22 protein-coding genes are annotated in these 23298 nt (G+C 69.5%); 9 read left to right on the top strand and 13 right to left on the bottom strand.

Features of this window, described 5'->3' with window-relative positions; translation table 11 throughout:
* Window positions 1-25: 25 nt before the first annotated feature.
* The 3 genes from ACGHC0_RS16205 to ACGHC0_RS16195 form a co-directional block, all read right to left on the bottom strand.
* Window positions 26-1519 (bottom strand): NAD-dependent succinate-semialdehyde dehydrogenase, encoded by a 1494-nt coding sequence (locus ACGHC0_RS16205; RefSeq protein ID WP_415266147.1) that lies wholly within the window; start codon window positions 1517-1519, stop codon window positions 26-28.
* Between the two features lie 27 nt (window positions 1520-1546).
* Entirely contained in the window at window positions 1547-3076 is a 1530-nt protein-coding gene (locus ACGHC0_RS16200) for a UxaA family hydrolase (protein WP_415266146.1), read from the bottom strand.
* Window positions 3077-3222: 146 nt separating this feature from the next.
* On the bottom strand, window positions 3223-4221 hold the full coding sequence (locus tag ACGHC0_RS16195) for a Bug family tripartite tricarboxylate transporter substrate binding protein (protein WP_368351949.1): 999 nt from the start codon (window positions 4219-4221) through the stop codon (window positions 3223-3225).
* Window positions 4222-4337: 116 nt separating this feature from the next.
* On the opposite strand from ACGHC0_RS16195, the gene ACGHC0_RS16190 reads away from it, so the two are divergent.
* From ACGHC0_RS16190 to ACGHC0_RS16180, 3 genes are all read left to right on the top strand, one after another.
* Entirely contained in the window at window positions 4338-5264 is a 927-nt protein-coding gene (locus ACGHC0_RS16190; RefSeq protein ID WP_415266145.1) for a LysR substrate-binding domain-containing protein, read from the top strand.
* A gap of 109 nt (window positions 5265-5373) precedes the next feature.
* Window positions 5374-5796 carry a hypothetical protein gene (locus ACGHC0_RS16185; RefSeq protein ID WP_368351947.1) on the top strand — a complete coding sequence of 141 codons (423 nt, stop codon included), beginning with the start codon at window positions 5374-5376 and terminating at the stop codon, window positions 5794-5796.
* Window positions 5797-5806: 10 nt separating this feature from the next.
* Entirely contained in the window at window positions 5807-6199 is a 393-nt protein-coding gene (locus ACGHC0_RS16180; RefSeq protein ID WP_415266144.1) for a hypothetical protein, read from the top strand.
* Between the two features lie 28 nt (window positions 6200-6227).
* Here the strand turns inward: ACGHC0_RS16180 and ACGHC0_RS16175 are convergent, their stop codons facing one another.
* Window positions 6228-7175: a LysR family transcriptional regulator gene (locus ACGHC0_RS16175; protein ID WP_415266143.1), complete on the bottom strand. Its 948-nt coding sequence runs from the start codon at window positions 7173-7175 to the stop codon at window positions 6228-6230.
* A gap of 97 nt (window positions 7176-7272) precedes the next feature.
* Here ACGHC0_RS16175 and ACGHC0_RS16170 point away from each other — a divergent pair, with 97 nt between their 5' ends.
* Entirely contained in the window at window positions 7273-8406 is a 1134-nt protein-coding gene (locus ACGHC0_RS16170; RefSeq protein WP_415266142.1) for a DSD1 family PLP-dependent enzyme, read from the top strand.
* On the opposite strand, the gene ACGHC0_RS16165 is transcribed toward ACGHC0_RS16170, so the two are convergent.
* From ACGHC0_RS16165 to ACGHC0_RS16155, 3 genes are all read right to left on the bottom strand, one after another.
* Window positions 8394-9854 carry an MFS transporter gene (locus tag ACGHC0_RS16165; protein WP_415266141.1) on the bottom strand — a complete coding sequence of 487 codons (1461 nt, stop codon included), beginning with the start codon at window positions 9852-9854 and terminating at the stop codon, window positions 8394-8396. The genes ACGHC0_RS16170 and ACGHC0_RS16165 overlap by 13 nt on opposite strands.
* A 60-nt stretch (window positions 9855-9914) precedes the next feature.
* Complete coding sequence (locus ACGHC0_RS16160; protein ID WP_415266140.1) at window positions 9915-10970, bottom strand: patatin-like phospholipase family protein; 1056 nt, start codon at window positions 10968-10970, stop codon at window positions 9915-9917.
* Window positions 10971-11066: 96 nt separating this feature from the next.
* Window positions 11067-12164 carry a tartrate dehydrogenase gene (locus tag ACGHC0_RS16155; RefSeq protein ID WP_415266139.1) on the bottom strand — a complete coding sequence of 366 codons (1098 nt, stop codon included), beginning with the start codon at window positions 12162-12164 and terminating at the stop codon, window positions 11067-11069.
* Window positions 12165-12268: 104 nt separating this feature from the next.
* Here ACGHC0_RS16155 and ACGHC0_RS16150 point away from each other — a divergent pair, with 104 nt between their 5' ends.
* The 3 genes from ACGHC0_RS16150 (at window position 12269) to ACGHC0_RS16140 (ending at window position 14644) form a co-directional block, all read left to right on the top strand.
* Window positions 12269-13186, top strand: coding sequence for a LysR substrate-binding domain-containing protein (locus tag ACGHC0_RS16150; RefSeq protein ID WP_368351941.1), 918 nt, complete (start codon window positions 12269-12271; stop codon window positions 13184-13186).
* A complete protein-coding gene (locus tag ACGHC0_RS16145; RefSeq protein WP_415266138.1) occupies window positions 13183-13896 on the top strand; it encodes a helix-turn-helix transcriptional regulator in 714 nt (237 codons plus the stop codon). Before ACGHC0_RS16150 ends, ACGHC0_RS16145 begins: the two co-directional genes overlap by 4 nt.
* 64 nt (window positions 13897-13960) lie before the next feature.
* Window positions 13961-14644 carry a glutathione S-transferase family protein gene (locus ACGHC0_RS16140; RefSeq protein WP_415266137.1) on the top strand — a complete coding sequence of 228 codons (684 nt, stop codon included), beginning with the start codon at window positions 13961-13963 and terminating at the stop codon, window positions 14642-14644.
* Window positions 14645-14722: 78 nt separating this feature from the next.
* On the opposite strand, the gene ACGHC0_RS16135 is transcribed toward ACGHC0_RS16140, so the two are convergent.
* Window positions 14723-15169 (bottom strand): GatB/YqeY domain-containing protein, encoded by a 447-nt coding sequence (locus ACGHC0_RS16135; protein ID WP_368351938.1) that lies wholly within the window; start codon window positions 15167-15169, stop codon window positions 14723-14725.
* Between the two features lie 228 nt (window positions 15170-15397).
* A complete protein-coding gene (gene rpsU, locus ACGHC0_RS16130) occupies window positions 15398-15610 on the bottom strand; it encodes a 30S ribosomal protein S21 (protein ID WP_007833691.1) in 213 nt (70 codons plus the stop codon).
* A 322-nt stretch (window positions 15611-15932) separates the two neighbouring features.
* Here rpsU and ACGHC0_RS16125 point away from each other — a divergent pair, with 322 nt between their 5' ends.
* Window positions 15933-19184, top strand: a complete 3252-nt coding sequence (locus ACGHC0_RS16125) for an EAL domain-containing protein (RefSeq protein WP_415266136.1) — start codon at window positions 15933-15935, stop codon at window positions 19182-19184.
* Window positions 19185-19195: 11 nt separating this feature from the next.
* Here ACGHC0_RS16125 and ACGHC0_RS16120 read toward each other — a convergent pair whose 3' ends face one another.
* Both ACGHC0_RS16120 and ACGHC0_RS16115 read right to left on the bottom strand, forming a co-directional pair.
* Window positions 19196-19540, bottom strand: coding sequence for an antibiotic biosynthesis monooxygenase family protein (locus ACGHC0_RS16120; RefSeq protein ID WP_368351936.1), 345 nt, complete (start codon window positions 19538-19540; stop codon window positions 19196-19198).
* Window positions 19537-19914, bottom strand: coding sequence for an NIPSNAP family protein (locus ACGHC0_RS16115; protein ID WP_368351935.1), 378 nt, complete (start codon window positions 19912-19914; stop codon window positions 19537-19539). The genes ACGHC0_RS16120 and ACGHC0_RS16115 overlap by 4 nt, the downstream gene beginning before the upstream one ends.
* Window positions 19915-20037: 123 nt before the next feature.
* Between ACGHC0_RS16115 and ACGHC0_RS16110 the strand changes: the two genes are divergently transcribed.
* On the top strand, window positions 20038-20805 hold the full coding sequence (locus ACGHC0_RS16110; protein WP_415266135.1) for an ArsR/SmtB family transcription factor: 768 nt from the start codon (window positions 20038-20040) through the stop codon (window positions 20803-20805).
* 38 nt (window positions 20806-20843) lie between these two features.
* On the opposite strand, the gene ACGHC0_RS16105 is transcribed toward ACGHC0_RS16110, so the two are convergent.
* Together ACGHC0_RS16105 and ACGHC0_RS16100 are read right to left on the bottom strand one after the other, a co-directional pair.
* Complete coding sequence (locus ACGHC0_RS16105) at window positions 20844-22106, bottom strand: NAD(P)/FAD-dependent oxidoreductase (RefSeq protein WP_415266134.1); 1263 nt, start codon at window positions 22104-22106, stop codon at window positions 20844-20846.
* Window positions 22106-23230, bottom strand: coding sequence for a sterol desaturase family protein (locus ACGHC0_RS16100; protein ID WP_368351932.1), 1125 nt, complete (start codon window positions 23228-23230; stop codon window positions 22106-22108). The genes ACGHC0_RS16105 and ACGHC0_RS16100 overlap by 1 nt, the downstream gene beginning before the upstream one ends.
* Between the last annotated feature and the right edge of the window lie 68 nt (window positions 23231-23298).

Here is a 23298-nt window from a genome sequence, read left to right as displayed (position 1 = left end):
ACCGGGAAGGAGATGCCGGGCCAGGTCAGCCGAGCCCGCCCTGGCAAAGATACTTGGTGTGCAGGTAGTCGTCCAGGCCGTGGGTGGAGCCCTCGCGGCCGTAGCCGGACTCCTTCACGCCGCCGAAGGGCGCGGCCTCCGCCGCCAGGGCACCTTCGTTGATGCCCACGATGCCCGTCTCCAGCAGGCCCGCCACGCGCCAGATCCGCCGCACGTCGCGGCTGTAGAAATACGCGGCCAGCCCGAAGGGCGTGTCGTTGGCCGCGGCGATCACCTCGGCCTCATCGTGGAACACGGTCAGCGGCGCCACGGGGCCGAAGGTCTCCTCGCAGGCGCAGGCCATGGTGGCATCCGCGCCCGTGAGCACCGTGGGCGCGTAGTAGTGCTCGCCCAGCTCCGCCAGCCGCCGGCCGCCCGTGAGCACCTTCGCGCCCCGGGCCACGGCGTCCTGCACGTGGCGTTCGATCTTCTCGACCGCGCGCTCGTTGATCATCGGGCCGATCTGCGAGGCCGCGTCGCTGGCCGGCCCCACTTTGAGCCCCGCCACCCGCGCCGCGAGCTTGCCCGCGAACGCCTCGTGCACGGCCGCGTGCACGTACACCCGGTTCGGGCTCACGCAGGTCTGTCCGCCGTTGCGGAATTTCGCGGCCATGAAGCCGTCCACCGCCGCATCCACGTCGGCATCTTCGAACACGATGAAGGGCGCGTTGCCGCCCAGCTCCAGCGAGAGCTTCTTGAGCGTGTCCGCGCTGCGGCGCGCCAGGTGCTTGCCCACGGGCGTGGAGCCCGTGAAGGTGATCTTGCGCACGCGCGGATCATCGAGCCAGGCATCGACCACCTCGGGCGTCTGCACACGCGAGGCGGTGACGATGTTGAGCACGCCGGCGGGAATGCCTGCTTCCTCGGCCAGCGCCACGAGCGCGAGCGAGGTGAGGGGCGTGTCCTCCGCGGGCTTGCAGACCACGGTGCATCCGGCGGCCAGGGCCGGGGCGATCTTGCGCGCGATCATCGCGGCGGGGAAGTTCCACGGGGTGATGGCGGCCACCACGCCCACGGGCTCCCTGAGGGCGAACATGCGCCGGCCGGGCACGGGCGCGGGAATGATCTCGCCGTTCATGCGCGTGGCCTCCTCGCCGAACCACTCGATGTAGCTGGCGGCGTAGGCGACCTCGCCCCGGCCTTCGGCCAGGGGCTTGCCCTGCTCCAGGGAGATGAGCGCGCCCAGCGCGTCCTGGCGGGCCATGACGAGGTCGTTCCAGCGCTTGATGAGGGCCGCGCGCTGCTTGGCCGGCACCGTGCGCCAGGTGGCGAAGGCGGCATGGGCGGCGTCGGCGGCGGCGCGGGCGTCCTGGGCGCTGCCGTCGGGCACGTCGGCAATGGTGGCACCGGTGGCCGGATCGGTGACGGCGAAGGTGGCGCCGCTGGCGGCGGCCTGCCAGCGGCCGGCGATGCACAGCTGGCTGCGCACCAGCGGCAGGGCTGCGGAGAGGGGGGATGCAGGCAAGGAGGAAGTGGTCATGTCGCGCACGAAAAAGGAAAGAAAGTCTCAGCTCACGATGCCCAGGTGCCAGGGCACGAACTCGTGGTCCCCCAGGCCCAGCAACTCGCTCTTGGTCGCCTCGCCGCTCGCGTGCCGCAGGATCTGCTCGAAGATGCGATCGCCCATCTCGGGCACCGTCAGCTCGCCGTCCAGGATCACGCCGCAGTTGATGTCCATGTCCTCCTCCAGCCGGCGGTACATGGGCGTGTTGCTGGCCAGCTTGATGGTCGGCGCCGGCTTGCTGCCGAACATCGAGCCGCGCCCGGTCGTGAAGCAGATCAGCTGCGCGCCGCTCGCGATCTGGCCGGTGGCCGCCACCGGGTCGTAGCCCGGCGAATCCATGAACACGAAGCCGTTCTCGTCGATGCGCTCGGCGTATTCGTACACGGCGCGCAGCGGCGTGGTGCCGCCTTTCATCGCACTGCCCAGCGATTTCTCGAAAATGTTCGCTAGGCCGCCGGCCTGGTTGCCGTGGCCCACCACACCGTTGAACTGCGCGTTCTGACCGGCCGCGTAGCGTTCCCACCAGGCCAGGCGGTCCAGCAGCTTCCGGCCCACTGCGGGACTGATGGCGCGGCGCGTCAGCATGAACTCCACGCCGTGGATTTCCGGCGTTTCCGAAAGGATGGCCGTGCCGCCATGGCGCACGAGCACATCCATCGCAGCGCCCAGCGCCGGATTGGCCGTGATGCCCGAGAAGCCGTCCGAGCCGCCGCATTCCAGCCCGATCTTCAGGTGGCTGGCGCTCACCGCGCTGCGGCGCGCTTCGTTGGCGGCCGGCAGCATGTCCTCGATCGCCGCGATGCCGGCCGCGATGGTGGCGCGCGTGCCGCCCACGTCCTGCATCACCAGCGTGCGCATCAGCCGGCCGCGCTCCAGGCCCTGGGATTCGACCAGTCCGTCCACCTGGTTGCGCTCGCAGCCCAGGCCCACGATCAGCACGCCCACCAGATTCGGGTGGCGCGCATAGCCCGCCAGCGTGCGCCGCAGCACGTCGAAATGCTCGCTGGGCGAGGACATGCCGCAGCCGCTGGTCTGCGCGAAGGCCACCACGCCGTCCACGTGGGGAAAGGCGCGCATCCGCTCCGCCGTGAAGTGAGCGGCGATCTGCTTGATGACCGTGGCGGAGCAATTGACCGACGACAGGATGCCGATGAAATTACGCGTGCCCACGGAGCCATCCGCGCGCACGAAACCCTGGAAGGTCGCGCGCTCGGCCTCGGGTACGTAATGGACCGGCCGGACATCCGCGCAGAACGCCGGATCGCGGTAATGGTCCACGATCTCGAGGTTGTGGCTGTGCACGTAGTCGCCCGGCTCCAGGTCGCGCGTCGCCACCCCGATCACGGTGTCGTACTTCTTCACCTGCTCGCCCTGGGCGATGCGTCGCGCGGCGATCTTGTGCCCGGGCGGTACCTGCGCGCGCGCCCGCACGCCCAGTTCGGGAATCTCCTGCCCCAGCGCCAGCCCGGTCTTGGCGACGAACACGTTGTCATTGGGATGCAGGTGCAGCAGCGGACTGTCAAGGGTGGGCATGCGGGGCTTTCATCATGGAATTGTGGCTCGTGTCTTGTCCGGATCTGGCGTAGCGGCAGGGCCGCAAACATGGGCACGGCCCAGGCCGGCAGACGCCGCGGAACCGGCTTTGCCGGGCCGCTGGCGTCGCCGCTCCGGGGGGGATGTCACCCTTTCATCAGCTCTCGCAATTTCAGCTTGTCGATGAGTACCGTTTCCTTGGCATAGACGGTGTTGACGTATTTCTCGTAGTCCGGGCCGTCCAGGTACAGCAGCGGGGCGTCGAGCTTGTCGGCCACCGCCTTGAACTCGGGGCTGGCCACGGCCTGGCGGAACGCATCGCGCAGTTTCGCGGTGACGGCCGGGTCCAGCCCCCGGGGGGCGCCGATGCCGTTGGGCGCGTCCACCACCACGTCCCAGCCGAGCTCGCGCAGCGTGGGCACGTCCTTGAAGCGCGCCGTGCGCTGCTCGCCCCAGGTGGCCAGCAGGCGCAGCTTGCCGGCCTCCACGTGCGGTGCCCAGGAGCTGGAGTCGGCCAGCGCATCCACATGGCCGCCCAGCACGCCCTGCAGCGCTTCGGCGCCGCCCTTGTAGGGCACGTGGTTCAGCTGGATGCCCGCCACGCTGGCGAATTCCTCCATGCCCACGTGCGTCGCTCCGCCCACGCCCGCATGCGCATACGTCACCTTGCCCGGATGGGCCTTCGCGTAATCCACGAAATCCTTGAGCGTCCTGAACGGCGAGTTCGCCGGCACCGCGATGCCGAAGGTCTGGCCCGAGGTGCGGGCGATGTACGTGAAATCCTTGCGCGGATCGGCCTGCAAAGTGCCCAGCTGCGAGAAGCGCGTGACCGAGATCGGGATCTGCCCGATGGTGTAGCCGTCCGGCTTCGCGGCGGCCAGGGCCTTGGATCCGATCATGCCGGAGGCCCCGGCTCGGTTCTCCACCGCGATCGCCTGGCCCAGGATGCGTCCCGCGACCGTGCACAGCGTGCGCATCGACTGGTCCGCCGTGCCGCCGGCCGGCCAGGGACAGATGAAGGTGATCGGGCGGTCGGGGTAGGTGCCCTGCGCGAGCAGGCGTGCGGGCGCGGAGGCGAGGGCGAGCGTGGCGGTGCCGAGGGCGCCCAGCATGAGCTGGCGCCGGCCGCAGCGTGGGGTCTGCATGGATATGTCTCCTGTTTCTTTATCGTGGGTGAGGCCAGCGCCATTGTTCAGAAGCAGGCCATGCCAATCCAATGAAAATGTGGACTGCCTTCATAACCTCCAAGGAATGACCGGAAATGCCCAGGATCGATCGCGTGCTGCGCTCCAACCTCAAGCTGCGGCACCTGCAGATGCTGGTCGCGCTCGACCAGTTCCGGCATGTCGGGCGTGCGGCCGAGTTCCTATCCGTCACCCAGCCCGCCGTCTCCAAGACCCTGGCCGAGATCGAGCGCATGTTCGGCCTGCCGCTCTTCGAGCGCTCGACCCGCGGCACCGAGCCCACCGCCGCCGGCGCCAGCGTGGTGCGCTTCGCCCGGTCCGTGCTCGCCGGCTACGAGCGCACGCGCGACGAGATCGCCGCCGAGGCCAGCGGCGCCCGCGGCCGCACCAGCGTGGGCGCCATGGTGGCCGCCACTCCGGTGCTGCTCGCGCAGGCCGTGGAGCGGCTCAAGGCACGCTCGCCCCATGTGACCGTTCTCATCGAGGAAGGCGACCTGACGCGCCTGCTGCCGAAGCTGCGCATGGGCGAACTGGACCTGTTCGTCGGCCGCCTGGAGCCCGGCTACGCCTCGCCCGATCTGGAAACCGAGGCGCTCTACGACGACCCCATGGTCGCCATCGTGCGCCCCGGCCACCCGCTGGCCCGCAGGCGCCAGCCGCGCTGGTCCGACATCGCCGCCCAGCCCTGCGTGCTCCCCCCGCCCTGGGCCTCGCTGCGCGTGAAGCTGGAGCAGCAGTTCTTCGCCCACGGCCTGCACCCGCCCGCCGACATTGTCGAATCGGCGTCGTTCCTGTCGCAGATCACCTTCGTCCACCAGCGCGGCGCCGTGGCGTTCATGGCCGGCACCGTGGCCAGGCATTTCGCGCAGCAGGGCCTGGTGGCGGTGCTCAGGCTGCCCGTGCCGGTGGAACTGCCGCCGGTAGGGATCATCCGGATGCGGGGGCAGGAGGGGACGGCGGTGACGGAGGCGCTGGTGGAGTGCCTGAGGGAGAGGCAAAATTAGGAGCGCCCAACACGGCCGTTGGCGCCATTGCCCCGGTGGGGCGCACTGCAGCCGGGAAACGCGTCAAGAATTCGCGAAGGTATCCGCATTTTTTCAAAGATTGTTCCTCATGGCCGCCTGCTTCAATTGCCGTGCATACATCCATCTGGCGGAGGACAAATGCCCGTACTGTGGCTCGATTTTCAGGCCGGGTACCTGGCGAACCGCGTCCGATCTCATCGAACCGGCGAAGGGTGGCTGGGGGTTAAGCCCGGAGACCCTGCGTGGTCGCTGGTTTGCCGGAATGAGCCTCGCGGTCCCGGTATGGGTGCCTCTGGCCACGGGCCTGCTGCTGGGTTCACAACCCGGTGGCGCGATGGGGCTGATGATGCTACTGTTCCTGTTCGTTTTCATTCCCGGCGTTTACGTCATTGCCAACCTGCCTCGCTGGCATGGCATTGCCAGGCTGATCGCCAGCCTCGCATACGTGGTCGTCGCAGAGGTCACCGCGTTCCTGGTGCTCTCCGGAGTGGATTGGTTCTGGAGATATTGACTGACCTGCGATGACCGTATTCGCTGAGCTTGTTGGAAAGTATGCGAGGTATTTGTTTATCGTTTCCGGGCTCGCTTCTCTGGCCTTGTGCGCTTTTTGCCTCATACACATCCCTGTCATCAAAGTGAGCACGCCATCTGCTGTGGCATATCTCGAGACATTGGTGGATGGCAAGGGTCTGGTTGAAAGCGAGCGGAAGATTGTTGATTTTGAATTGAACCAGATTCTTTTCAATGATTCCCGGTACCGGATGGTGCACTCCGGGCTCTGGCACGCCGGGGTGTATGGGTTCGGGATACTGGGATCGATCCACCTGCTCCTGGGACTGGTGATGGTCCGCGCCGAAAGGCGCGCACGCCGGACGGACAGGCCTGTTGCTGCACCAAACCCCTTGCGCCGATAGATGAGAACGCCGCAGCCTGGATGGCTGTTCAGGTCTGCCCGGGGCCCATGCGCCACGGCACCGGATCCAGCGCCGCCCTGCAGGCTTCGATGAACACCCGCAGCCGCGCCGGCACCCCATTGCGCACCGGCGTGAGCGCCATGACAGGCGCCGCTTCCAGATGCCAGCCGGGCAGCAGCCGCACCAGGCGGCCCTCGGCGATGAGGGGCGCAGCCTCCCATTCCGAGCGCGCCACGATGCCCAGGCCGTCCAGCGCCCACTGCGTGACCACGGTGCCGTCGTTGGACGATAGCCGCCCCGCCACACGTACGGAAATGCCTGCTGTCCGCGGGCCCTTTCCTTCCTGCACTGCTGCCGATGGCATGAAACGCCAGCGGGTGACGTCCTCGTCGTTTTCCGCCAGGCAGAGGCAGGGCTGGTGCGCCAGCTGGGACGGGTGGGTGAGCGGCGCCTCCAGCCGCCGTACGAAGTCCGGGCTGGCGCACAGCAGGCGGTCGTTGGGGGCCAGCAGGTGGCCTACCCATGACGAATCCTTCGGCATCCCGATGTGGACCACGATGTCGTGTGCGGCCGCGTCGCGCAGCGGATGTTCGGAGAGTTGCAGCGCGATGCCCAGGGCCGGATGGGCGAGGTGCATGGCGCGCGCGATCCGCGCCATGTACTGCCTTCCGAAGCCGAAGGGAGCGGCGACGCGCAGCCGCCCGGACATGGCACGGGCTTCGCTGCCGACCCGCCCGGGCAGCGATTCGACGCGCTCCAGCACGTCCTTCGCTTCCTCCAGCAGCCGCCGGCCTTCATCGGTGAAGGCGATGCCCCGCGCGCCGCGCACCGCCAGATGGATGCCCAGGGAGGCTTCCAGGCGCTTCAGGCGCACGGTCAGCGCTGGCGGGGTCAGGTCCAGCAGGCGGGCTGCGCCCGCCAGGGAGCCGCAGCTGCCCAGCGCCCGGATCATGCGCAGGTCATCGAGATCGATCATTCACTGAATTTCAATGCTGGAGTTTGCCGGCATTAAACACAAATGTAGCCCGGAAACCTACATTGGCGCGGTACGCCATCTTCCACGGAGCCAGCCGGTGACCACCATCCACGAACTGGGCACGCCCAGCGCACTCATCGACATCCAGCGCATGGAGCGCAACATCCACCGCATGCAGGACCGCATGCAGGCGCTGGGCGTGCGCTTCCGCCCCCACGCCAAGACGACCAAGTGCCTGCCGGTCGTGCAGGCGCAGATCGCGGCGGGCGCGCAGGGCATCACCGTATCGACGCTCAAGGAGGCAAAGCAATTCTTCGAGGCCGGCATCCAGGACATCCTCTATGCGGTGGGCATGGTCCCCGGCAAGCTGATGCAGGCGCTCGCGCTGCGCCGGCGCGGTTGCCACCTGAAGATCATCACGGACAGCGTCGCCGCCGCACGCGAGATCGGCCGCTTCGGCATGGCGCACGCTGCCGGCTTCGAGGTGTGGATCGAGATCGACACCGATGGCCACCGTTCCGGCATCAAGCCGGAGGAAGACGCATTGCTGCAGGTCGCGCAAGTGCTGCAGGACGCCGGCATGGTGGTGGGCGGCGTGCTGACGCACGCGGGCTCCAGCTACGACCATGACGATCCCCAGGCACTGCGGGCCATCTCCGGGCAGGAACGCGCCGGGGCCGTGCGCGCGGCGCAGAGGCTGCGCGAGGCCGGCTTCGCCTGCCCCGTGGTGAGCATCGGTTCGACGCCGACGGCCCTGGCGGCGGAGCACCTGGAGGACGTGACCGAAGTGCGGGCCGGCGTGTACGTGTTCTTCGATCTGGTGATGCGCAACGTGGGCGTGTGCAATGCGGACGACATCGCGCTGAGCGTGCTCACGACCGTCATCGGCCACCAGGAGGAAAAGGGCTGGGCCATTGTCGACGCCGGATGGATGGCGATGAGCCGCGACCGTGGCACGCAGAAGCAGAAGCAGGACTTCGGTTTCGGCCAGGCGTGCAGCGAGGATGGAACGGTGCTGGACGGCTACACCCTGAGCGGCGCCAACCAGGAGCACGGCATCCTGTCGCGGGCCGGCGAGCCGGATGGCCGCATCGCCGAGCGCTTTCCCATCGGCACCCGCCTGCGCATCCTGCCCAACCATGCCTGCGCCACCGGGGCGCAGCATCCCGAGTACCACGCGATCGGCCCCGATGGACGGGCCGAGGCCTGGCCCCGCTTCTACGGCTGGTGACCGGAGTGCAGCGGCGGTGCGATCTCCTCCAGCGATTTCCGCTCGGCATCCACCGCCCAGCGCCACGTCACGCCGGCCGCCAGCAGTACCAGCGCCGCGCCGAGCAGGTAGCCCATGAACACGTTCTCGCGGCTGCCCGTATCGATGAGCGCGCCGAACAGGGCCGGGGCCGCGAAACCGCCCACGCCGGTGCCCACGGCGTAGAAGAGGGAAATCGCCAGCGCGCGCATCTCCAGCGGGAATACCTCGCTCACGGTGAGGTAGGCGGAACTCGCGGCGGCCGAGGCCAGGAAGAACACCACCGACCAGGCCACGGTCTGCGTGGTGGCATCCAGCCAGCCGTTCATGAAGCCCAGGCCGGTGAGCGCCAGCGCGATGCCTGCGAGCGCATAGGTGGCGGTGATCATCACGCGCCGCCCGATGCGGTCGAAGAGCGGACCCAGCAGCAGCGGGCCCAGCACGTTCCCGGCGGCGAAGGGGAAGATGTAGAGGCCCACCCGGCTGGCGTCCACGCCGTAGAAGCGCGTCAGCACGAGTGCATAGGTGAAGAAGATCGCGTTGTAGAAGAACGCCTGCGACACCATCAGTGACAGCACCACGGCGCTGCGCTCCGGGTAGCGCCGCAGCAGCACCTGGACCACCTGTGACGCGGAGGGCAGCGTGCGGCGGCCGGAAGGCGCCGCCGGGCCGAGCGGACCTGCGGGGGGCGCGGCAGTTGCAGTGGGCCCGGCTGGGTGCGGATTCGTCGCGCCATGCACGCTGCGCTCGATGTCCGCCACGATGCGTTCGGCCTCGTCGGCACGGCCGTGGGTGATCAGCCAGCGCGGGCTTTCCGGCACGTGCCGGCGCACCAGCAGCACGGCGGCACCCAGCAGGGCGCCCATGAGGAAGGCGGCCCGCCATCCGTGCTCCGGGCCCAGCACGCGGGCATCCAGCAGCACGAGGCTCAGGGCGGCCCCCAGGGCGGCGCCCAGCCAGAAGCTGCCGTTGATGGCCAGGTTCACGCGGCCGCGCACCCGTGCGGGAATGAGCTCGTCGATGGCGGAATTGATCGCCGCATATTCGCCGCCGATGCCGATGCCCGTCAGGAAGCGGCACACCGCGAAGGCGGCGAAACTGCTGGTGAAGGCCGTGGCCACGGTCGCCACCATGTACACCGTCAGGGTCAGCATGAAGAGGCGCTTGCGCCCCAGCGCGTCCGCCATGCGGCCGAACACGAGGGCGCCGATCACCGCGCCGGCCACGTACAGCGAGGCCGTCCAGCCCACCTGCGAGGCCGTCAGCCCCAGCGTGTCCGGGCGCTCCAGCGCGCTGCCCAGGGAACCGACGATGGTCACTTCCAGTCCGTCGAGCACCCAGGCGATGCCCAGCGCGATCACCACGCGCCAGTGCCAGGCGGACCAGGGAAGCCGATCGAGACGGGCGGGGATATCGCTGCCGGGGGACATGGCGGCACCATACGTGCGCGCCGATGGGGTCGCCGTAGGAGGCGGGCGCGAATGTCGGCGTCAGGGGGCCGCGGCGGGGCAGGAGTCTCCCAGCCCCGCCATGCCCGCGAGCTTCTGCAGGCGCGAACGCTGCTCCAGGCAGGCCTGGTGCTGCGCCTGGGCGGCCTGCTCCCGGGCCAGTTGCGCGGCGCGGGCCCGTTCGGCCTGCAGTTGCGCCACGCGCTCGCGGATCTGCGGCATGGCGGCGAGGGCGGCTTTCTCGCCTTCCAGGATGGCGCTGGCGCGCTGCGTGAAATCGGCGGCGCCGATGTCCAGCACCTGCGGGCGGATGACCACGTCGGCCCGCGTGAGCTCGGCCTGGCCTAGCTTCTGGCCCATGATCGCGATCGACTGGCCCAGGGTGCCGAGCATGCCGGCGGGCGTCTGGCCGCGCGCCTTGTTGGAGATGTCCACGGCGACCACGATGTCGGCCCCCAGCTGGCGCGCAGCATCGACCGGCACCGGGCTGACCACGCCGCCGTCCACGAAGTGGTATTTGCCGATGGCCACGGGCTGGAACACGCCCGGTATGCTGCTGGAGGCGCGTACCGCCTGGCCGGTGTTGCCCCGCGTGAACACGGTGCGCTCGCCGTCCTCCAGCCGCGTCGCCACGGCGGCGAAGGGCTTGGCCAGTTGCTCGATCGGTTTGTTGCGCACCTGTGCGTTCACATAGTCTTCGAGCTTCTGCCCGAGCACCAGTCCGCCGGAGGACAGCTGCAGGTCGCGGATCTTCGCCTCGTCGAGCGCCACGGCCTTTTCCTGCAGCTCGAAGGCGTTCATGCCGTTCGCGTACAGCGCGCCCACCACGCTGCCCGCGCTGGTGCCGGCCACCACGGCGGGCGCCAGGCCGTTGGCCTCCAGCATCTTGATGACGCCGATGTGCGCGAAGCCCTTGGCCGCTCCGCCGCCCAGCGCGATGCCCACCTTGATGGGGGCCGGCGCAGGCGGGGAAGAAGGAGCCGCCTGGGACGGCACAGCCGGCGACGCCGCCGGGGTAGCAGGCGGCGCGCTGCCGCAGGCGGCGAGAGTCGCCGCACTCAGGAAGAACAGGGGGCGCAACAGGGCGTTCAATCGCATGCCGGCAGGGGAACACTGTGGGGAAGCAGCCAGTTTATCGGGCCGCCGCCCATCGTGCGTCTGTGGGGGCGTGGGGCCGCCGCGTGCCCCTGCCGGTCAGCTCCGGGCGATGGCCGCCGCGATGGCCTCGCCCACCTGCGTGGTATTGGCCGTGCCGCCCAGGTCCGGCGGCTTCGGGCCGCTTTTGATCACCTCTTCGATGGCCGCCACGATCGCATCGTGCGCCTGCCGCCCCGCGCCCTGGCCCTGCGTGAGGAAGTCCAGCATCAGCGCCCCCGACCAGACCATCGCGATCGGGTTGGCGATGTTCTTGCCATAGATGTCCGGTGCCGAGCCGTGCACCGGCTCGAACAGGCTGGGGAACGTGCGCTCCGGGTTCAGGTTCGCCGACGGCGCCAGCCCGATCGTGCCCGTCGTCGCCGGCCCCAGGTCCGACAGGATGTCGCCGAACAGGTTCGTCGCCGCCACCACGTCGAAGCGCCCCGGCTGCAGCACGAAGCGCGCCGTCAGGATGTCGATGTGCTGCTTGTCCAGCGTGATCTCCGGGTAGCCCCTGGCCACATCGTCGGCCCGCTTGTCCCACCACGGCATGCTGATGGCGATGCCGTTGCTCTTGGTGGCCAGCGTCACGAGCTTCTTCGTGCGGCTCTGCGCGAGGTCGAACGCGAACTTCAGCAGCCGCTCGGCACCCTTGCGCGAATACACCGACTCCTGGATCACGATCTCCCGGTCCGTGCCCTCGTACATGATGCCGCCCAGCGAGGTGTATTCGCCCTCGGTGTTCTCGCGCACCACGTAGTAGTCGATGTCACCGGGCTTCCTGCCCGCCAGCGGGCACGGCACGCCCTCGAACAGGCGCACGGGCCGCAGGTTGATGTACTGGTCGAACTCGCGGCGGAACTTCAGCAGCGAGCCCCACAGCGAGACGTGGTCGGGCACGGTGGCCGGCCAGCCCACGGCGCCGAAGAAGAGCGCATCCATGCCCTTGAGCTGCTCTTTCCAGTCGTCGGGCATCATCTGCCCGTGCGCGAGGTAGTAGTCGCAGCTGGCCCAATCGAAGGTGTGCAGCTCCAGCGCGAAGCCGAAGCGCTCGGCCGCCGCCTGGATCGCACGCAGCCCCTCGGGCATGACTTCCTTGCCGATGCCGTCTCCGGGCAGCACCGCGATCCTGAACGTGTGGGTAGGGCTGGACATGTGCGAAGTCTCCTGAAATGGTGCAGAAAATGGGAATGCGCTGATTCTTCGACAAACCACCGCGCAATACAATCTGCTGCCCGTGGTCCCATTGTTCACACATCGTGCATAAAACGCCCGCCACCGACGACCTGCGTGTCTTCACCGCGGTGGTCCGCAAGGCCAGCTTCGCCGAGGCGGCCGTCGAACTGGGCGCCTCGCCCGCCTACGTGAGCAAGCGCATCCGCCTGCTCGAGGAAGAGCTGGCCGTGAAGCTGCTGCACCGAACGACACGCCGCGTGGCGGTGACGGAGGAGGGCGAGCGCGTCTTCCACTGGGCGCAGCGCATCCTGGACGATTGGGACCAGTTGCTGCAGGAGGTGGCCGTGACGCGGCGCGAGCCGCGCGGGCTGCTCAGGCTGAGCTGCAGCTTCGGCTTCGGGCGGCGCATCGTGGCCCCCGCCGTGTCGCGGCTGGTGGAGCGCCATCCGGGCCTGCAGGTGCGGCTCGAGGTGTTCGACCGGCTGGTGGATGTGGCGGGCGAGGGGTTCGACCTGGACATCCGCGTGGGCGACGAGATCGCCCCGCACCTGATCGCCCGCCGGCTGGCGGGCAATCACCGCGTGCTGTGCGCGGCGCCTGCCTACCTGGCGCGCAAGGGCATGCCCCGGGCGGTGGACGACCTGGCCAGCCACGATTGCCTGGTGATCAAGGAGCGCGACCATCCCTTCGGCGTCTGGCGGCTGCGCAGCGGCGCGGCGGACCGCACGGTGAAGGTGCGCGGGCCGCTGTCGGCCAACCATGGCGAAATGGCCGTGCAATGGGCCGTGGATGGGCGCGGCATCGTGCTGCGGTCCCTGTGGGACGTCGGGCCCGACCTGGCCGCGGGCCGCCTGGTGCGTGTGCTGCCCGAATGGCAGCAGGAGGCCAACGTCTGGGCCGTGTACCCCACGCGGCTGGAGCGCTCGGCCAAGGTGCGCGTGTGCGTGGAGTTCCTGCAGGCCCGTTTCTCGCGGGAAACGTGGGGGAGCGAGGCCGCATGAGCCGTCCCGTGCGCTCCGCCCGGCTCCTGCAGTTGCTCGATGAACTGCGCCGCTGCCGCCGCCCCGTGTCCGGCGCCCACCTGGCCGAGCGCCTGGGGGTGAGCCTGCGCACGCTGTACCGCGACATCGCCGTGCTCCGGGCGCAGGGCGCCGACGTGGCGGGCGATGCCGGCGTCGGCTACCAGTTGCGTCCCGGCTTCCTGCTGCCACCGATGATGTTTCCGCCCGAGGAACTGGAGGCGCTGCTGCTGGGCGCGCGCTGGGTGGCCGCCCACGCCGACCCGGTGCTGGCCCGCGCCGCGGCGCAGGGCATGGAGCGGATTGCCAGCACCCTGCCGGCCCTGCTGCGTCTCGAAGTGGAGACCAGCGGGCTGTTCGCTCCCCAGTGGACGGGCCCGCCGCCCGAGCCCTGGCTGGGGACCTTGCGCCATGCGATCCGGGCGGGCCACGCCGTGCGCATGCGCTACACGGACGCGGACGGCGCCGTGACCGAGCGGGTGGTGTGGCCCTTCGCCATGGCTTTCCTCGACCAGATGCGCCTGCTGGCGGGCTGGTGCGAACTGCGCCAGGACTTCCGCCATTTCCGGGCGGACCGGGTGCTGGCGCTGGAGGATACCGGCGTGCGCTACCCGGCCCGGCGCCACGACCTCCTGCAGCGGTGGCGCAGGGAGCGCCTGCCGGCCGGCAGCGACGCGCGGGACCTGGCCTGACTGCTGACAGGATCTGACAGTGGCGGCGCGCACACTGCGGGCTCTTTCCACCCTGGAGCTTCCGATGAGCACTGATTCCCTGACCTTCTACACCCATCCCATGTCCCGCGGCCGGGTCAGCCGCTGGATGCTGGAGGAAACCGGCCTGCCGTACGAAGAGGTCATCCTGGACTATGGCAGCACCATGAAGTCGCCGGATTACCTCGCCATCAACCCCATGGGCAAGGTGCCTGCGCTGGGGCACGGCGGCGTGACGGTCACGGAGAACGCCGCCATCTGCACGTACCTGGCGGATCTGGTGCCGGAGAAAGCGCTGCTGCCACAGCCCGGCTCGCCTCTGCGCGGCCTGTGCTACCGCTGGCTGTTCTTCGCCGCCGGGCCGCTGGAGTCTTTCCTCACGGCGCGCAAGTACGGCGCCCTGGCGCCCACCTCCGAGGCGGGCTATGGCAACGAGGCCGACCTGCTGCACACCCTGGAGCAGGCAGTGGCCGGCAGGACGTACGTGGCGGGCGACGGTTTCACCGTGGCCGACCTGTACCTGGCGTCGGCGATGGGCTTCTACATGCGCTTCGGAATGCTGGAGCGCAGGGCCGCGTTCGAGGACTATGTGCGGCTGCACCAGCAGCGCCCCGCCGCGCTGCGCGCCGCCGCCCGCGACGAAGCCCTGATGGCCGCCCATCCGCATCCCGCGGCGGCAGCGGCAGCAGCGGCCGCGACGGCCAAAACGACGGCAACGGCAGCACCATGAAAAACTGCCAGCCTCCCTGCGGGAGCGCTGGCAGTCACAGTGCGGCGCATTGCTGCGCACCGGCAGGGCGGGGAGCCGTCAACCGGCCAGGGCGGCCTTCACGGCGGCCGAGACCTGACCCATGTCGGCCTTGCCGGCCAGGCGGGTTTTCACCACGCCCATGACCTTGCCCATGTCCCCGGGGCCCGCGGCACCCAGTTCGGCCACGATGGCCTTCACCGCGGCGGCCACTTCCTCGGCCGACATGCGCTCGGGCAGGTAGGCCTGCAGCACGGCCATCTCGGACTTCTCCTTGTCCGCCAGGTCCTGGCGGCCCGCGCCCTCGAACGCGGCGATGGAGTCCTTGCGCTGCTTGATGAGCTTGTCCACGATCGCGACGATGGCGGCATCGTCCAGCGTGACGCGCTCGTCCACTTCCTTCTGCTTCATCGCGGCCTGCAGCAGCCGGATCGTGCCCAGGCGCTCGGAGTCCTTGGCGCGCATGGCGGTCTTCATGTCTTCGGTGATCTGTTCCTTGAGGCCCATGGCAGATTTCCTTGTAGTTGATTGGATCAGGCAGAGAGGAAGGGTTTGCACAAAGCCCCTCCGGCCAGGCCCAGCGCCGCAGACAGTAGTGTTGCTACGGCAAGGCGCTGGAACGACGCCGGAGGGGCTTTTTGCAGACCCACAAAAGACAAAACCCGCGCTTGGCGTCCCTAGCGCGGGTTTCTCGGCGGCGAGGCCGGCCGTACGAATCGGTCGATAACGACGCGATCAGTACAGCTTCTTGGGCAGCTGCATGCTGCGAACGCGCTTGTAGTGGCGCTTCACGGCGGCAGCCTTCTTGCGCTTGCGCTCGGCCGTCGGCTTTTCGTAGAACTCACGGGCGCGCAGGTCGGTCAGCAGGCCCAGCTTTTCGATGGTGCGCTTGAAGCGGCGCAGTGCCACGTCGAAAGGTTCGTTCTCTTTTACACGGATGGTGGTCATTCAGTGATGTTTCCAATAGGTGCTGCCAGCGGGTTGCGGGGAAGATCGGGCCCTGCAGCCATTCACAGCGGTTTTCCCCGTCTCTAACTAGTATTGGCCGACGGGGTTTTGCCAGCAAAGCCGGGGATTATAGCGTTTTCTGGCCGTGGCGTGTCATGCCCATGCACTGGCCCGGTGCCTGCCGTCTTCTTGAGCCTCGGGTGAGCCCGGCTGTAGCTGGCCATGGTGCGGAAATTGCTAATAGGTGTAACAGCCTGGGTGCACCAGGCTTTTTACGGGGACGGGCGGGCGGGACGGTGCCTGCCGTCCCCGCTGCAACCTCATGTCGATCATGCACCGCATCACGGGCCGGCTGGGCCGCTGGCTGGGCCGTCTCAGCGTGGGCCGCAAGCTCATGCTCATCTACCTGCTGGACCTCACGGCAGTCATCTACGTCTCGGGAATCCTGATCCACGAGAAATTCCTCGCCATCGATTTCGCGCGCAAGGAGATCGTGGGCACGGCCTACGCGGCGGTGGTGCGCGACGGCCTGATGGGCTCCTTCCTGCCCGGCGATCCGGTGGCGCGCGTCCTGCTGCAGGACCGCTTGCGGGATGCGCGCGCCGAGCACGATGCCACCCTGCGCACCGGCGACATGGCCGAGCGTTTCGCGCAATCGCTGCAGGCTGTGGCGAATGATGGCTCCGGGCCGGTGCGTCCGCAGGAGCGGGGCGTGCTGTTGCGCCAGGGGCGCGAACTCCTGACCACCGTGGCCAACCAGTCGAACCTGATCCTGGACCCCGACCTGGACAGCTACTACGTGATGTCGCTCACCATGCTGCGCTACCCCGAACTGCTGCAGGTGGTGCACGATACGCTGGGGTTCCTCTCGGCGCGGCCCGCGCCGCGCACGCAGCAGGCCGTCCCGGGGCCGCACCGCGCCGCGGAGCTGCTGACGCTGGTGGGCCGGCTCGATGCCGTGCTGGTGGGCATCGATTCGGATTTCGACCAGGCTTTCATCGCCGGCCAGCCGGCGCTGCGCGCGCGGCTGGGCGCGACGCGCCAGGGTCTGCAGGAGTCGGGGCAGGCCCTGCAGGCGCTGCTGCAGCGCGTGGCCCAGGGCGAAGTGGGGCCCGACACCGCGGCGCAGGAACTGCACGGCCGCCAGCAGGCGCTGCTGGCCTCCCTGGGCAGCGCCTGGGTGGCCGGCACGGAGGCCATGGACGACCTGCTGCGTGTGCGGGTTCACGACCTGTTCGCGCGCATGTGGCTGCACCTGGGCACCGCCGTGCTGCTGCTGGGCTGCATCCTGAGCATGGTCACCCTGGTGGCTCGGCAGATCGCCAAGCCACTGCAGCAGCTCGCGCGGGTGGCGGGGGAGGTGCGGCGCACCGGCGACCACACGCTGCGCGCGCACTGGAACAGCGGCGACGAGATCGGCCGTCTCGTGACCGCGTTCAACGACATGCTCGCCCAACTGGACCGCGAGCGCCTGCTGCAGCAGGAACTGGCCGCCAGCGCGCGCGCCGCGGAAGCCCAGCGCGAGCTGGTGGAGGCGCTCCCGATCCCGATGGTGGTGACCTCGGTGCCCGAGCACGAGGTGCTGCATTCCAATGCACCCGCCGGCCACTGGCTGGATGGCGTCACCCACGATCCCTGGCGCGCCGGGCTGGAGCCGGGCGTGCGGGCGCGGTTCTTCCAGCGCCTGGCGGACCATGGCGTGGTGGACGAGTTCGAGGTGCGCTGGAAAGGCGGCAAGGAACCTGCATGGGCGGTGCTGTCCGCACGGCGGCTGCGCTTCCAGGGCCGCGACGCGATGCTCACGGCGTTCGCGCCGATCAATGTGCTCAAGGTGATGGAGCAGCGGCTGGAGTTGTGGGCGAAGGTGTTCGAGGCCTCGTCCGAGGGCATCATCATCATGAACGCCGCACAGCGCATCGTGAGCGTGAACCAGGCGTTCTGCCGCAGCACGCATTACGACTTCTACGAGGTGATCGGCGAGCAGTTGGGCATGCTGCTCGATGCGCCGGGCGAGGCTTCGCCGGGCGAGGCCATCGCGCGCGCGCTGGCGGACAAGGAGTCCTGGCAGGGCGAGGTGCGCTTCCGCCGCCGTTCGGGCGAGAGCTACCCGGCCTGGCTCATGGTGTCGGCCGTGCGGGAAGGCGGCAAGGGCGGTGCGGTCACCAACCACATCGGCATCGCGATCGACATCACCGACCGCAAGCGCAACGAGGAACGCATCCGCTTCCTCGCGCACCACGACGTGCTCACCGAGCTGCCCAACCGCTCGCTGTGCGTGCAGCGCCTGCAGGCGGGGCTGGAGCAGGCCGCCCGGACCGGCGAGCAACTGGCCGTGCTGTTCATTGACCTGGACCGGTTCAAGGCGATCAACGACACGCTGGGCCACCATATCGGCGACGGCCTGCTGCGCTCGGTGGCGGCGCGGCTGGTGCAGTCCGTGCGCGAGGGCGACACGGTCAGCCGCCTGGGGGGCGACGAGTTCGTGATCGTCATGCGCCAGGTGGAAGGCGCGCAGCAGGTGCTGCGCGTCGTGCAGGAGCGGCTCATACCGCTCATCCGGCAGAGCCATCCGGTGGAGGCGCATGAACTGAGCGTGTCGTGCAGCGTGGGTATCGCGGTCTATCCCGAGGATGGCGCGGACCTGGACGAACTGATGCGCCGGGCCGATGCGGCCATGTACGAGGCCAAGACCGCCGGGCGGGACATGGCGCGCCTGTATTCGCTGGAGACGGACCGCCGCGTGCAGGCCCGGCAGGCCATGGAGCAATCGCTGCGGCGGGCGCTGGAGCGCCGGGAATTCGCGCTGCACTACCAGCCGCGCATGTCCGCCCGCACCGGCGTGCCCACGGGCCTGGAGGCGCTGCTGCGCTGGCGGCATCCTTCGCTCGGGGAGGTGCTGCCGGGCGAGTTCATTCCCATCGCGGAAGAGGCCGGCCTCATCCGCGCCATCGGCGCCTGGGTGCTGGACCAGGCCTGCGCGCAGTGGGCGGCCTGGCGAGCCTCGGAGGCGGCCGGCGGGCTCGCGGGCCTGCCGGTGTCGGTGAACCTGTCGGCCGCGCAACTGGCCGACCCGCTGCTGGTGCCGGACATCGCCGCGCTGCTGGCGCGCCACGGCATGCCCGCGCGCTGCCTGGAGCTGGAGATCACCGAGTCGCAACTGATGGACAACGCCGGCGTGGCGCAGGGGCAACTCGCGGCGCTCAAGCAACTGGGCGTGCAGTTGTCCATCGACGATTTCGGGACGGGCTATTCGAGCCTGGCCTACCTCAAGCGCTTCGCGATCGACAAGCTGAAGGTGGACAAGTCCTTCATCCGCGACATGCTGGCGAGTCCGGCCGACATGGCGATCACGCGCGCCATCATCGGACTGGGCCGCACCCTCGGACTGCAAGTGGTGGCCGAGGGCGTGGAGGATGCGGCCACCCTGCGCATGCTGGAGTCGCTGGACTGCGACGAGGTGCAGGGCTACCTGTTCAGCCGGGCGCTGCCGCCCGAGGCGCTGCAGCGGTGGGTGGCGGAGGCGGCGAAGCAGCCGCCGCGCGCGCACCGGCCCCTGGTGGCCGTGGAAAAATGACGCCCGGGGGCTCAGGATGCGGTGCCGGCGGCACCGTCCGGCGCTTGGGCGCGATCGTGCAGGCCGTAGTCCCGCAGCACGCGGGCCACGCGCAGCCGGTAATCCGCGAAGACGCCGCCGCGGCCGGCGGCCTGCGCGCCGCGGTGGCCCCCGTGTCCGCGCCAGGCCGCCACCGCGGCCTCGTCGCGCCAGAAGGACAGCGACAGCAGCTTGCCGGGCGTGGCCAGGCTCTCGAAGCGCTCCAGTCCGAGGAAACCGTCCATGTCCTGCAGTGCCGCGTGCAGGGCCGCGGCGCGCGCGAGGTACTCCTCGCGGCCCGCGGCAGAAGGCCGTGCCTCGAAGATCACCGCGATCATGGCGCGGTCCCTGCGGCCGGCGGGATCGCGCGGCCGGCGTCCACGGGCCATGCCGGTTTTTCGAACGTGCCCGGCACCGCCACGGCGAAGCGGCGCTCCTCGCGCAGGATGAAGCGCTGGCGCTGCGCACGCTCGAAATTGGCGCGGCCTTCGGGGTCGGCGCGCAGGCGGGCGCGGTAGGACTCATAGGCCGCGAGGCTGTCGAAGGCGACCAGGCCCCAGGCCTCGAAGTTGCTGCCCTCGTGCGGCAGGAAATAGCCGACGAGGTGGCCGCCGCAACGCGGGATGATGCGGCCCCAGTGTTCGGCATAGTCTCGGAAGGCGTCGATCTGGAAAGGATCGATCTCGTAGCGGATGAAGCAGGTGATGGGCACGGTGTGCGCTCCTGGTGAGGGTGGCGGGGAACGGCGCGATGCATGCAGTGAAAGGTGCATGCGTTGCGCACCGGTCCATTGGACGGGCAGCACCGGGCGGGATGCTTCGCCCGGGAGCGAAACGTGCCGGTGGCGGCCTGCGGCACACTGCGGAGCGTGAACACCAACCAGATCGCCCGCGTGGCCGGGCTCATCGGCGAACCCGCCCGCGCGGCCATGCTGCTGGCCCTCATGGACGGGCGGGCGCTCACTGCGCGCGAACTCGCGGGCGCTGCGCGGATTTCCGCGGCCACCGCCAGCCGGCACCTGGCGCTGCTGGTGGATGCCGGCCTGCTCGCCGTGCGCAGCCAGGGGCGCCATCGTTACCACGCCCTGGCCGGCGCCGAGGTGGCCCGGCTGCTCGAAGGGCTGATGCAGTTCACCGTGCGCCCCGCGGCCGTCCCGCCGCCCACCGTGGCCGCAGGCCCGCGCGATGCGGCGCTGCGCATGGCGCGCACCTGCTACGACCATCTGGCAGGCCGCCTGGGCGTGGCGGTGGCCGACCACCTGCTGGAAGAGGGCGCCGTCGAGTTCGATGGAGAGGAGGGCGGCCGTGCCACGGAGCGGGCCGCCGCCGTGCTCGCGCGCCTGGGCCTGGAAGTGGCTGCCGCCCTGGACGGCGGCTCGCGCCGGCCCGTGTGCCGTCCCTGCCTGGACTGGAGCGAGCGCCGTCCCCACCTGGCCGGCCGCATCGGTGCCCTGGTCTGCGCCCATTGCCTGGACAGCGGCTGGCTGGCGCGCAGCGCAGGTTCCCGCGCGCTGTCCGTCACGCCGCGCGGTGCGGTGGCGCTGCGGGACGTGCTGGGCGTGGCCCGCTGGGCCGAGGTGGTGGGGCCCGCGGAGAGGGGCTGAGCAGGGGCTGGGGAGCGGTGCGCCGCCCGCCCGTGCGGCTAGGGGCCGGTGCCGTCCTGTGCCGTCGGCAGCGCCTGCGCGCAGGCGTGCGCGCTCGCCCAGGCCCACTGGAAGTTGTAGCCGCCCAGCCAGCCGGTGATGTCCACCACCTCGCCGATGAAGTACAGGCCGGGCTGCGCGGCCGCTTCCATGGTCTGCTGCGACAGCGCGCGTGTGTCGATGCCGCCCAGTGTCACTTCGGCCTTTTTATAGCCCTCGGTGCCGGTGGGCGTCAGTTCCCAGCGTGCCAGCTGGTCGGCCAGCCGCGCCAGCGCCTTGTCGGAGGCTTCGTTGACCGGGCGCTGCCATTCCGGGCTCTGCTGGGCCCAGGCATCGGCCAGGCGGCCGGGCACCAGCGTGGCGAGCTCGTTGGCGATCAGTTTCTTCGACCGTGCCTTGCCCTGCGCGAGCGCTCCGGGCAGATCGGTGCCGGGCGCCAGGTCGATGGCCAGCGGCGTGCCCGGCTGCCAGTAGCTGGAGATCTGCAGCACGGCCGGACCCGACAGGCCGCGGTGTGTGAACAGCAGGTCTTCCAGGAAGGCCGTGCGCTGCTTCTTCGTGCCGGTGGCGATCTCGACGGGAAGCGCCAGCCCGGCCAGCTGCGCATAGGGTGCCCAGGCGTCGCCGTCGAAGGTGAGCGGCACGAGGCCCGGGCGGCGCTCCACCAGCGGGATGCCGAACTGCTGCGCCAGGCGGTAGCCGAAGTCGGTCGCGCCGATCTTGGGGATGGAAAGCCCGCCCGTGGCCACCACCAGGCTGCGGGCCTGCACCGGGCCGCGGTCGGTATCGACGTGGTACCGGGGAGCGTCCGCTCCATCGGCGTACGCGGGGTGGACGCCCACCTTCTTCACGGCGCAGGGCTGCCAGCGCTCGACCTGGCCGGCCTCGCACTCGGCCAGCAGCATCCGGATCAGGTCTTCTGCCGACCGGTCGGCGAAGAGCTGGCCCTTGTGCTTCTCGTGGTAGGCGATGCCGTGGCGCTCGACCAGCGCGATGAAGTCTGCCGGGGTGTAGCGCGAGAGCGCAGAGCGCGCGAACTGCGGGTTCTGCCCCACGAAGTGCCGGTGCGGCGCCCGCACGTCCAGGTCGCGGTTGGTGAAGTTGCAGCGCCCGCCACCGGAGATGCGGATCTTCTCGGCCACCTTCTCGGCATGGTCGATCAGGAGCACCTTCAGGCCGCGCTGGCCGGCCTGCGCGGCGCAGAACAGGCCGGCGGCGCCGGCACCGATGACGACGGCGTCGAACCGTGGCGGCGAATGCATCAGCCTTTCCAGGTGAACGGGAACTTCAGCTGCTGGATGAATCCGTTGGGCACATAGTCGCCCAGCACGCCGTACTTCTCGGGCCACAGGCGGTCGCTCCGGACCGCGGTGCCGAAGAGGTAGTCGAGGAAGGCGAAATGCGCGGCGTAGTTGCGGTCCAGCGCTTCCTGGTCCTGGCTGTGGTGCCAGTGGTGGAAGTTGGGCGTGACGAGCACGTAGCGCAGCGGGCCGAGACGCACGCTCACGTTGGCGTGGTTGAACACCGCCTGGAAGCCGACGATGACGATGTAGGCATCGATCACTTCCTTCGAGAAACCCAGCACGTAGATGGGGGCCAACACCAGCGTGCGCGTGATGAGCAGCTCCAGGATGTGCTGGCGCGAGCCCGCCATCCAGTCCATGCTCTTGACGCTGTGGTGCACGGCGTGCAGGCGCCAGAGCACGGGCACCTCGTGGTAGGCGCGGTGCGTCCAGTACTGCACGAGGTCGGCCACCAGGATGATGAGGAAGAGCGCCACCCAGAAGTTCAGGCCCTGCACCCAGCCCCGGATGCCGTCGCTGGCGGCCCATCCGAACAGCTTGTGCACCAGCAGGTTGGTCGCCAGCAGCACGAAGCCCACCACCATGTGGTTCACGATGAAATGGTGGAAATCGCACTGCCACTCGGGGCGGAAGATGGGCTGGTCGCGCCGCAGGGCGAAGAGCTTCTCGATGAAGATGAAGATCAGCGCGCTGCCCAGCAGGTCGAGGATGAACCAGTCCAGCCCGATGTAGGGCGTGTTGTCCGCAAAGTCGTGCACGGGCACCTTGTGGCCGCCGAGCAGCGCGGCCGAGGTCACGAGCAGGAAGGCCGCGGACGAGAGCCAGCGCGCGCGGTTGAACACGATGTTGACGAGCGAAAGCCCGCCGGCCACCACCAGCGCTGCGAACAGCACCATGCGCAGCACATCGACGTTGTAGGCCTTGCGCAGCTGCGGCGTGGTGAGGTATTCGGGGAAGTGGAAGGCGAGCACGCCCAGGAAGCTCAGGATGCCGAGCGAGAGCGCGATGACGCCGGAGATGTGGCCGCGGCCCGGACGCAATTCGCCGTGGCTGGCGGTGAAGTCGTTGAGTTTGTCGAGCATGGGACTGCCGCTGGGGTCTGTGAAGCGAGGCGCGAGTGTAGCGAACCCGCGCCCCGCCCGGCACCCCT

Origin of the sequence: Acidovorax sacchari (genome assembly GCF_042847045.1) — a bacterium.
In the GTDB taxonomy this organism is placed as follows: Bacteria; Pseudomonadota; Gammaproteobacteria; order Burkholderiales; family Burkholderiaceae_C; genus Paracidovorax; species Paracidovorax sacchari.
Note: the sequence above shows the minus strand (reverse complement) of the source record. Positions and strands in the feature narration are given on the sequence as shown.

Excerpts from the sequence above, each read along its gene's own strand:
- ACGHC0_RS16175 (WP_415266143.1), bottom strand. The coding sequence starts at position 7,175 with ATGATCGATCTCGATGACCTGCGCATGATCCGGGCGCTGGGCAGCTGC.
- rpsU (WP_007833691.1), bottom strand. The coding sequence starts at position 15,610 with ATGACCACCATCCGTGTAAAAGAGAACGAACCTTTCGACGTGGCACTG.
- ACGHC0_RS16105 (WP_415266134.1), bottom strand. The coding sequence starts at position 22,106 with ATGCATTCGCCGCCACGGTTCGACGCCGTCGTCATCGGTGCCGGCGCC.
- ACGHC0_RS16180 (WP_415266144.1), top strand. The coding sequence starts at position 5,807 with ATGACCGTATTCGCTGAGCTTGTTGGAAAGTATGCGAGGTATTTGTTT.
- ACGHC0_RS16190 (WP_415266145.1), top strand. The coding sequence starts at position 4,338 with ATGCCCAGGATCGATCGCGTGCTGCGCTCCAACCTCAAGCTGCGGCAC.
- ACGHC0_RS16135 (WP_368351938.1), bottom strand. The coding sequence starts at position 15,169 with ATGGGCCTCAAGGAACAGATCACCGAAGACATGAAGACCGCCATGCGC.
- ACGHC0_RS16155 (WP_415266139.1), bottom strand. The coding sequence starts at position 12,164 with ATGTCCAGCCCTACCCACACGTTCAGGATCGCGGTGCTGCCCGGAGAC.
- ACGHC0_RS16100 (WP_368351932.1), bottom strand. The coding sequence starts at position 23,230 with ATGCTCGACAAACTCAACGACTTCACCGCCAGCCACGGCGAATTGCGT.
- ACGHC0_RS16185 (WP_368351947.1), top strand. The coding sequence starts at position 5,374 with ATGGCCGCCTGCTTCAATTGCCGTGCATACATCCATCTGGCGGAGGAC.
- ACGHC0_RS16120 (WP_368351936.1), bottom strand. The coding sequence starts at position 19,540 with ATGATCGCGGTGATCTTCGAGGCACGGCCTTCTGCCGCGGGCCGCGAG.
- ACGHC0_RS16145 (WP_415266138.1), top strand. The coding sequence starts at position 13,183 with ATGAGCCGTCCCGTGCGCTCCGCCCGGCTCCTGCAGTTGCTCGATGAA.
- ACGHC0_RS16165 (WP_415266141.1), bottom strand. The coding sequence starts at position 9,854 with ATGTCCCCCGGCAGCGATATCCCCGCCCGTCTCGATCGGCTTCCCTGG.
- ACGHC0_RS16125 (WP_415266136.1), top strand. The coding sequence starts at position 15,933 with ATGTCGATCATGCACCGCATCACGGGCCGGCTGGGCCGCTGGCTGGGC.
- ACGHC0_RS16160 (WP_415266140.1), bottom strand. The coding sequence starts at position 10,970 with ATGCGATTGAACGCCCTGTTGCGCCCCCTGTTCTTCCTGAGTGCGGCG.
- ACGHC0_RS16140 (WP_415266137.1), top strand. The coding sequence starts at position 13,961 with ATGAGCACTGATTCCCTGACCTTCTACACCCATCCCATGTCCCGCGGC.
- ACGHC0_RS16195 (WP_368351949.1), bottom strand. The coding sequence starts at position 4,221 with ATGCAGACCCCACGCTGCGGCCGGCGCCAGCTCATGCTGGGCGCCCTC.
- ACGHC0_RS16205 (WP_415266147.1), bottom strand. The coding sequence starts at position 1,519 with ATGACCACTTCCTCCTTGCCTGCATCCCCCCTCTCCGCAGCCCTGCCG.
- ACGHC0_RS16200 (WP_415266146.1), bottom strand. The coding sequence starts at position 3,076 with ATGCCCACCCTTGACAGTCCGCTGCTGCACCTGCATCCCAATGACAAC.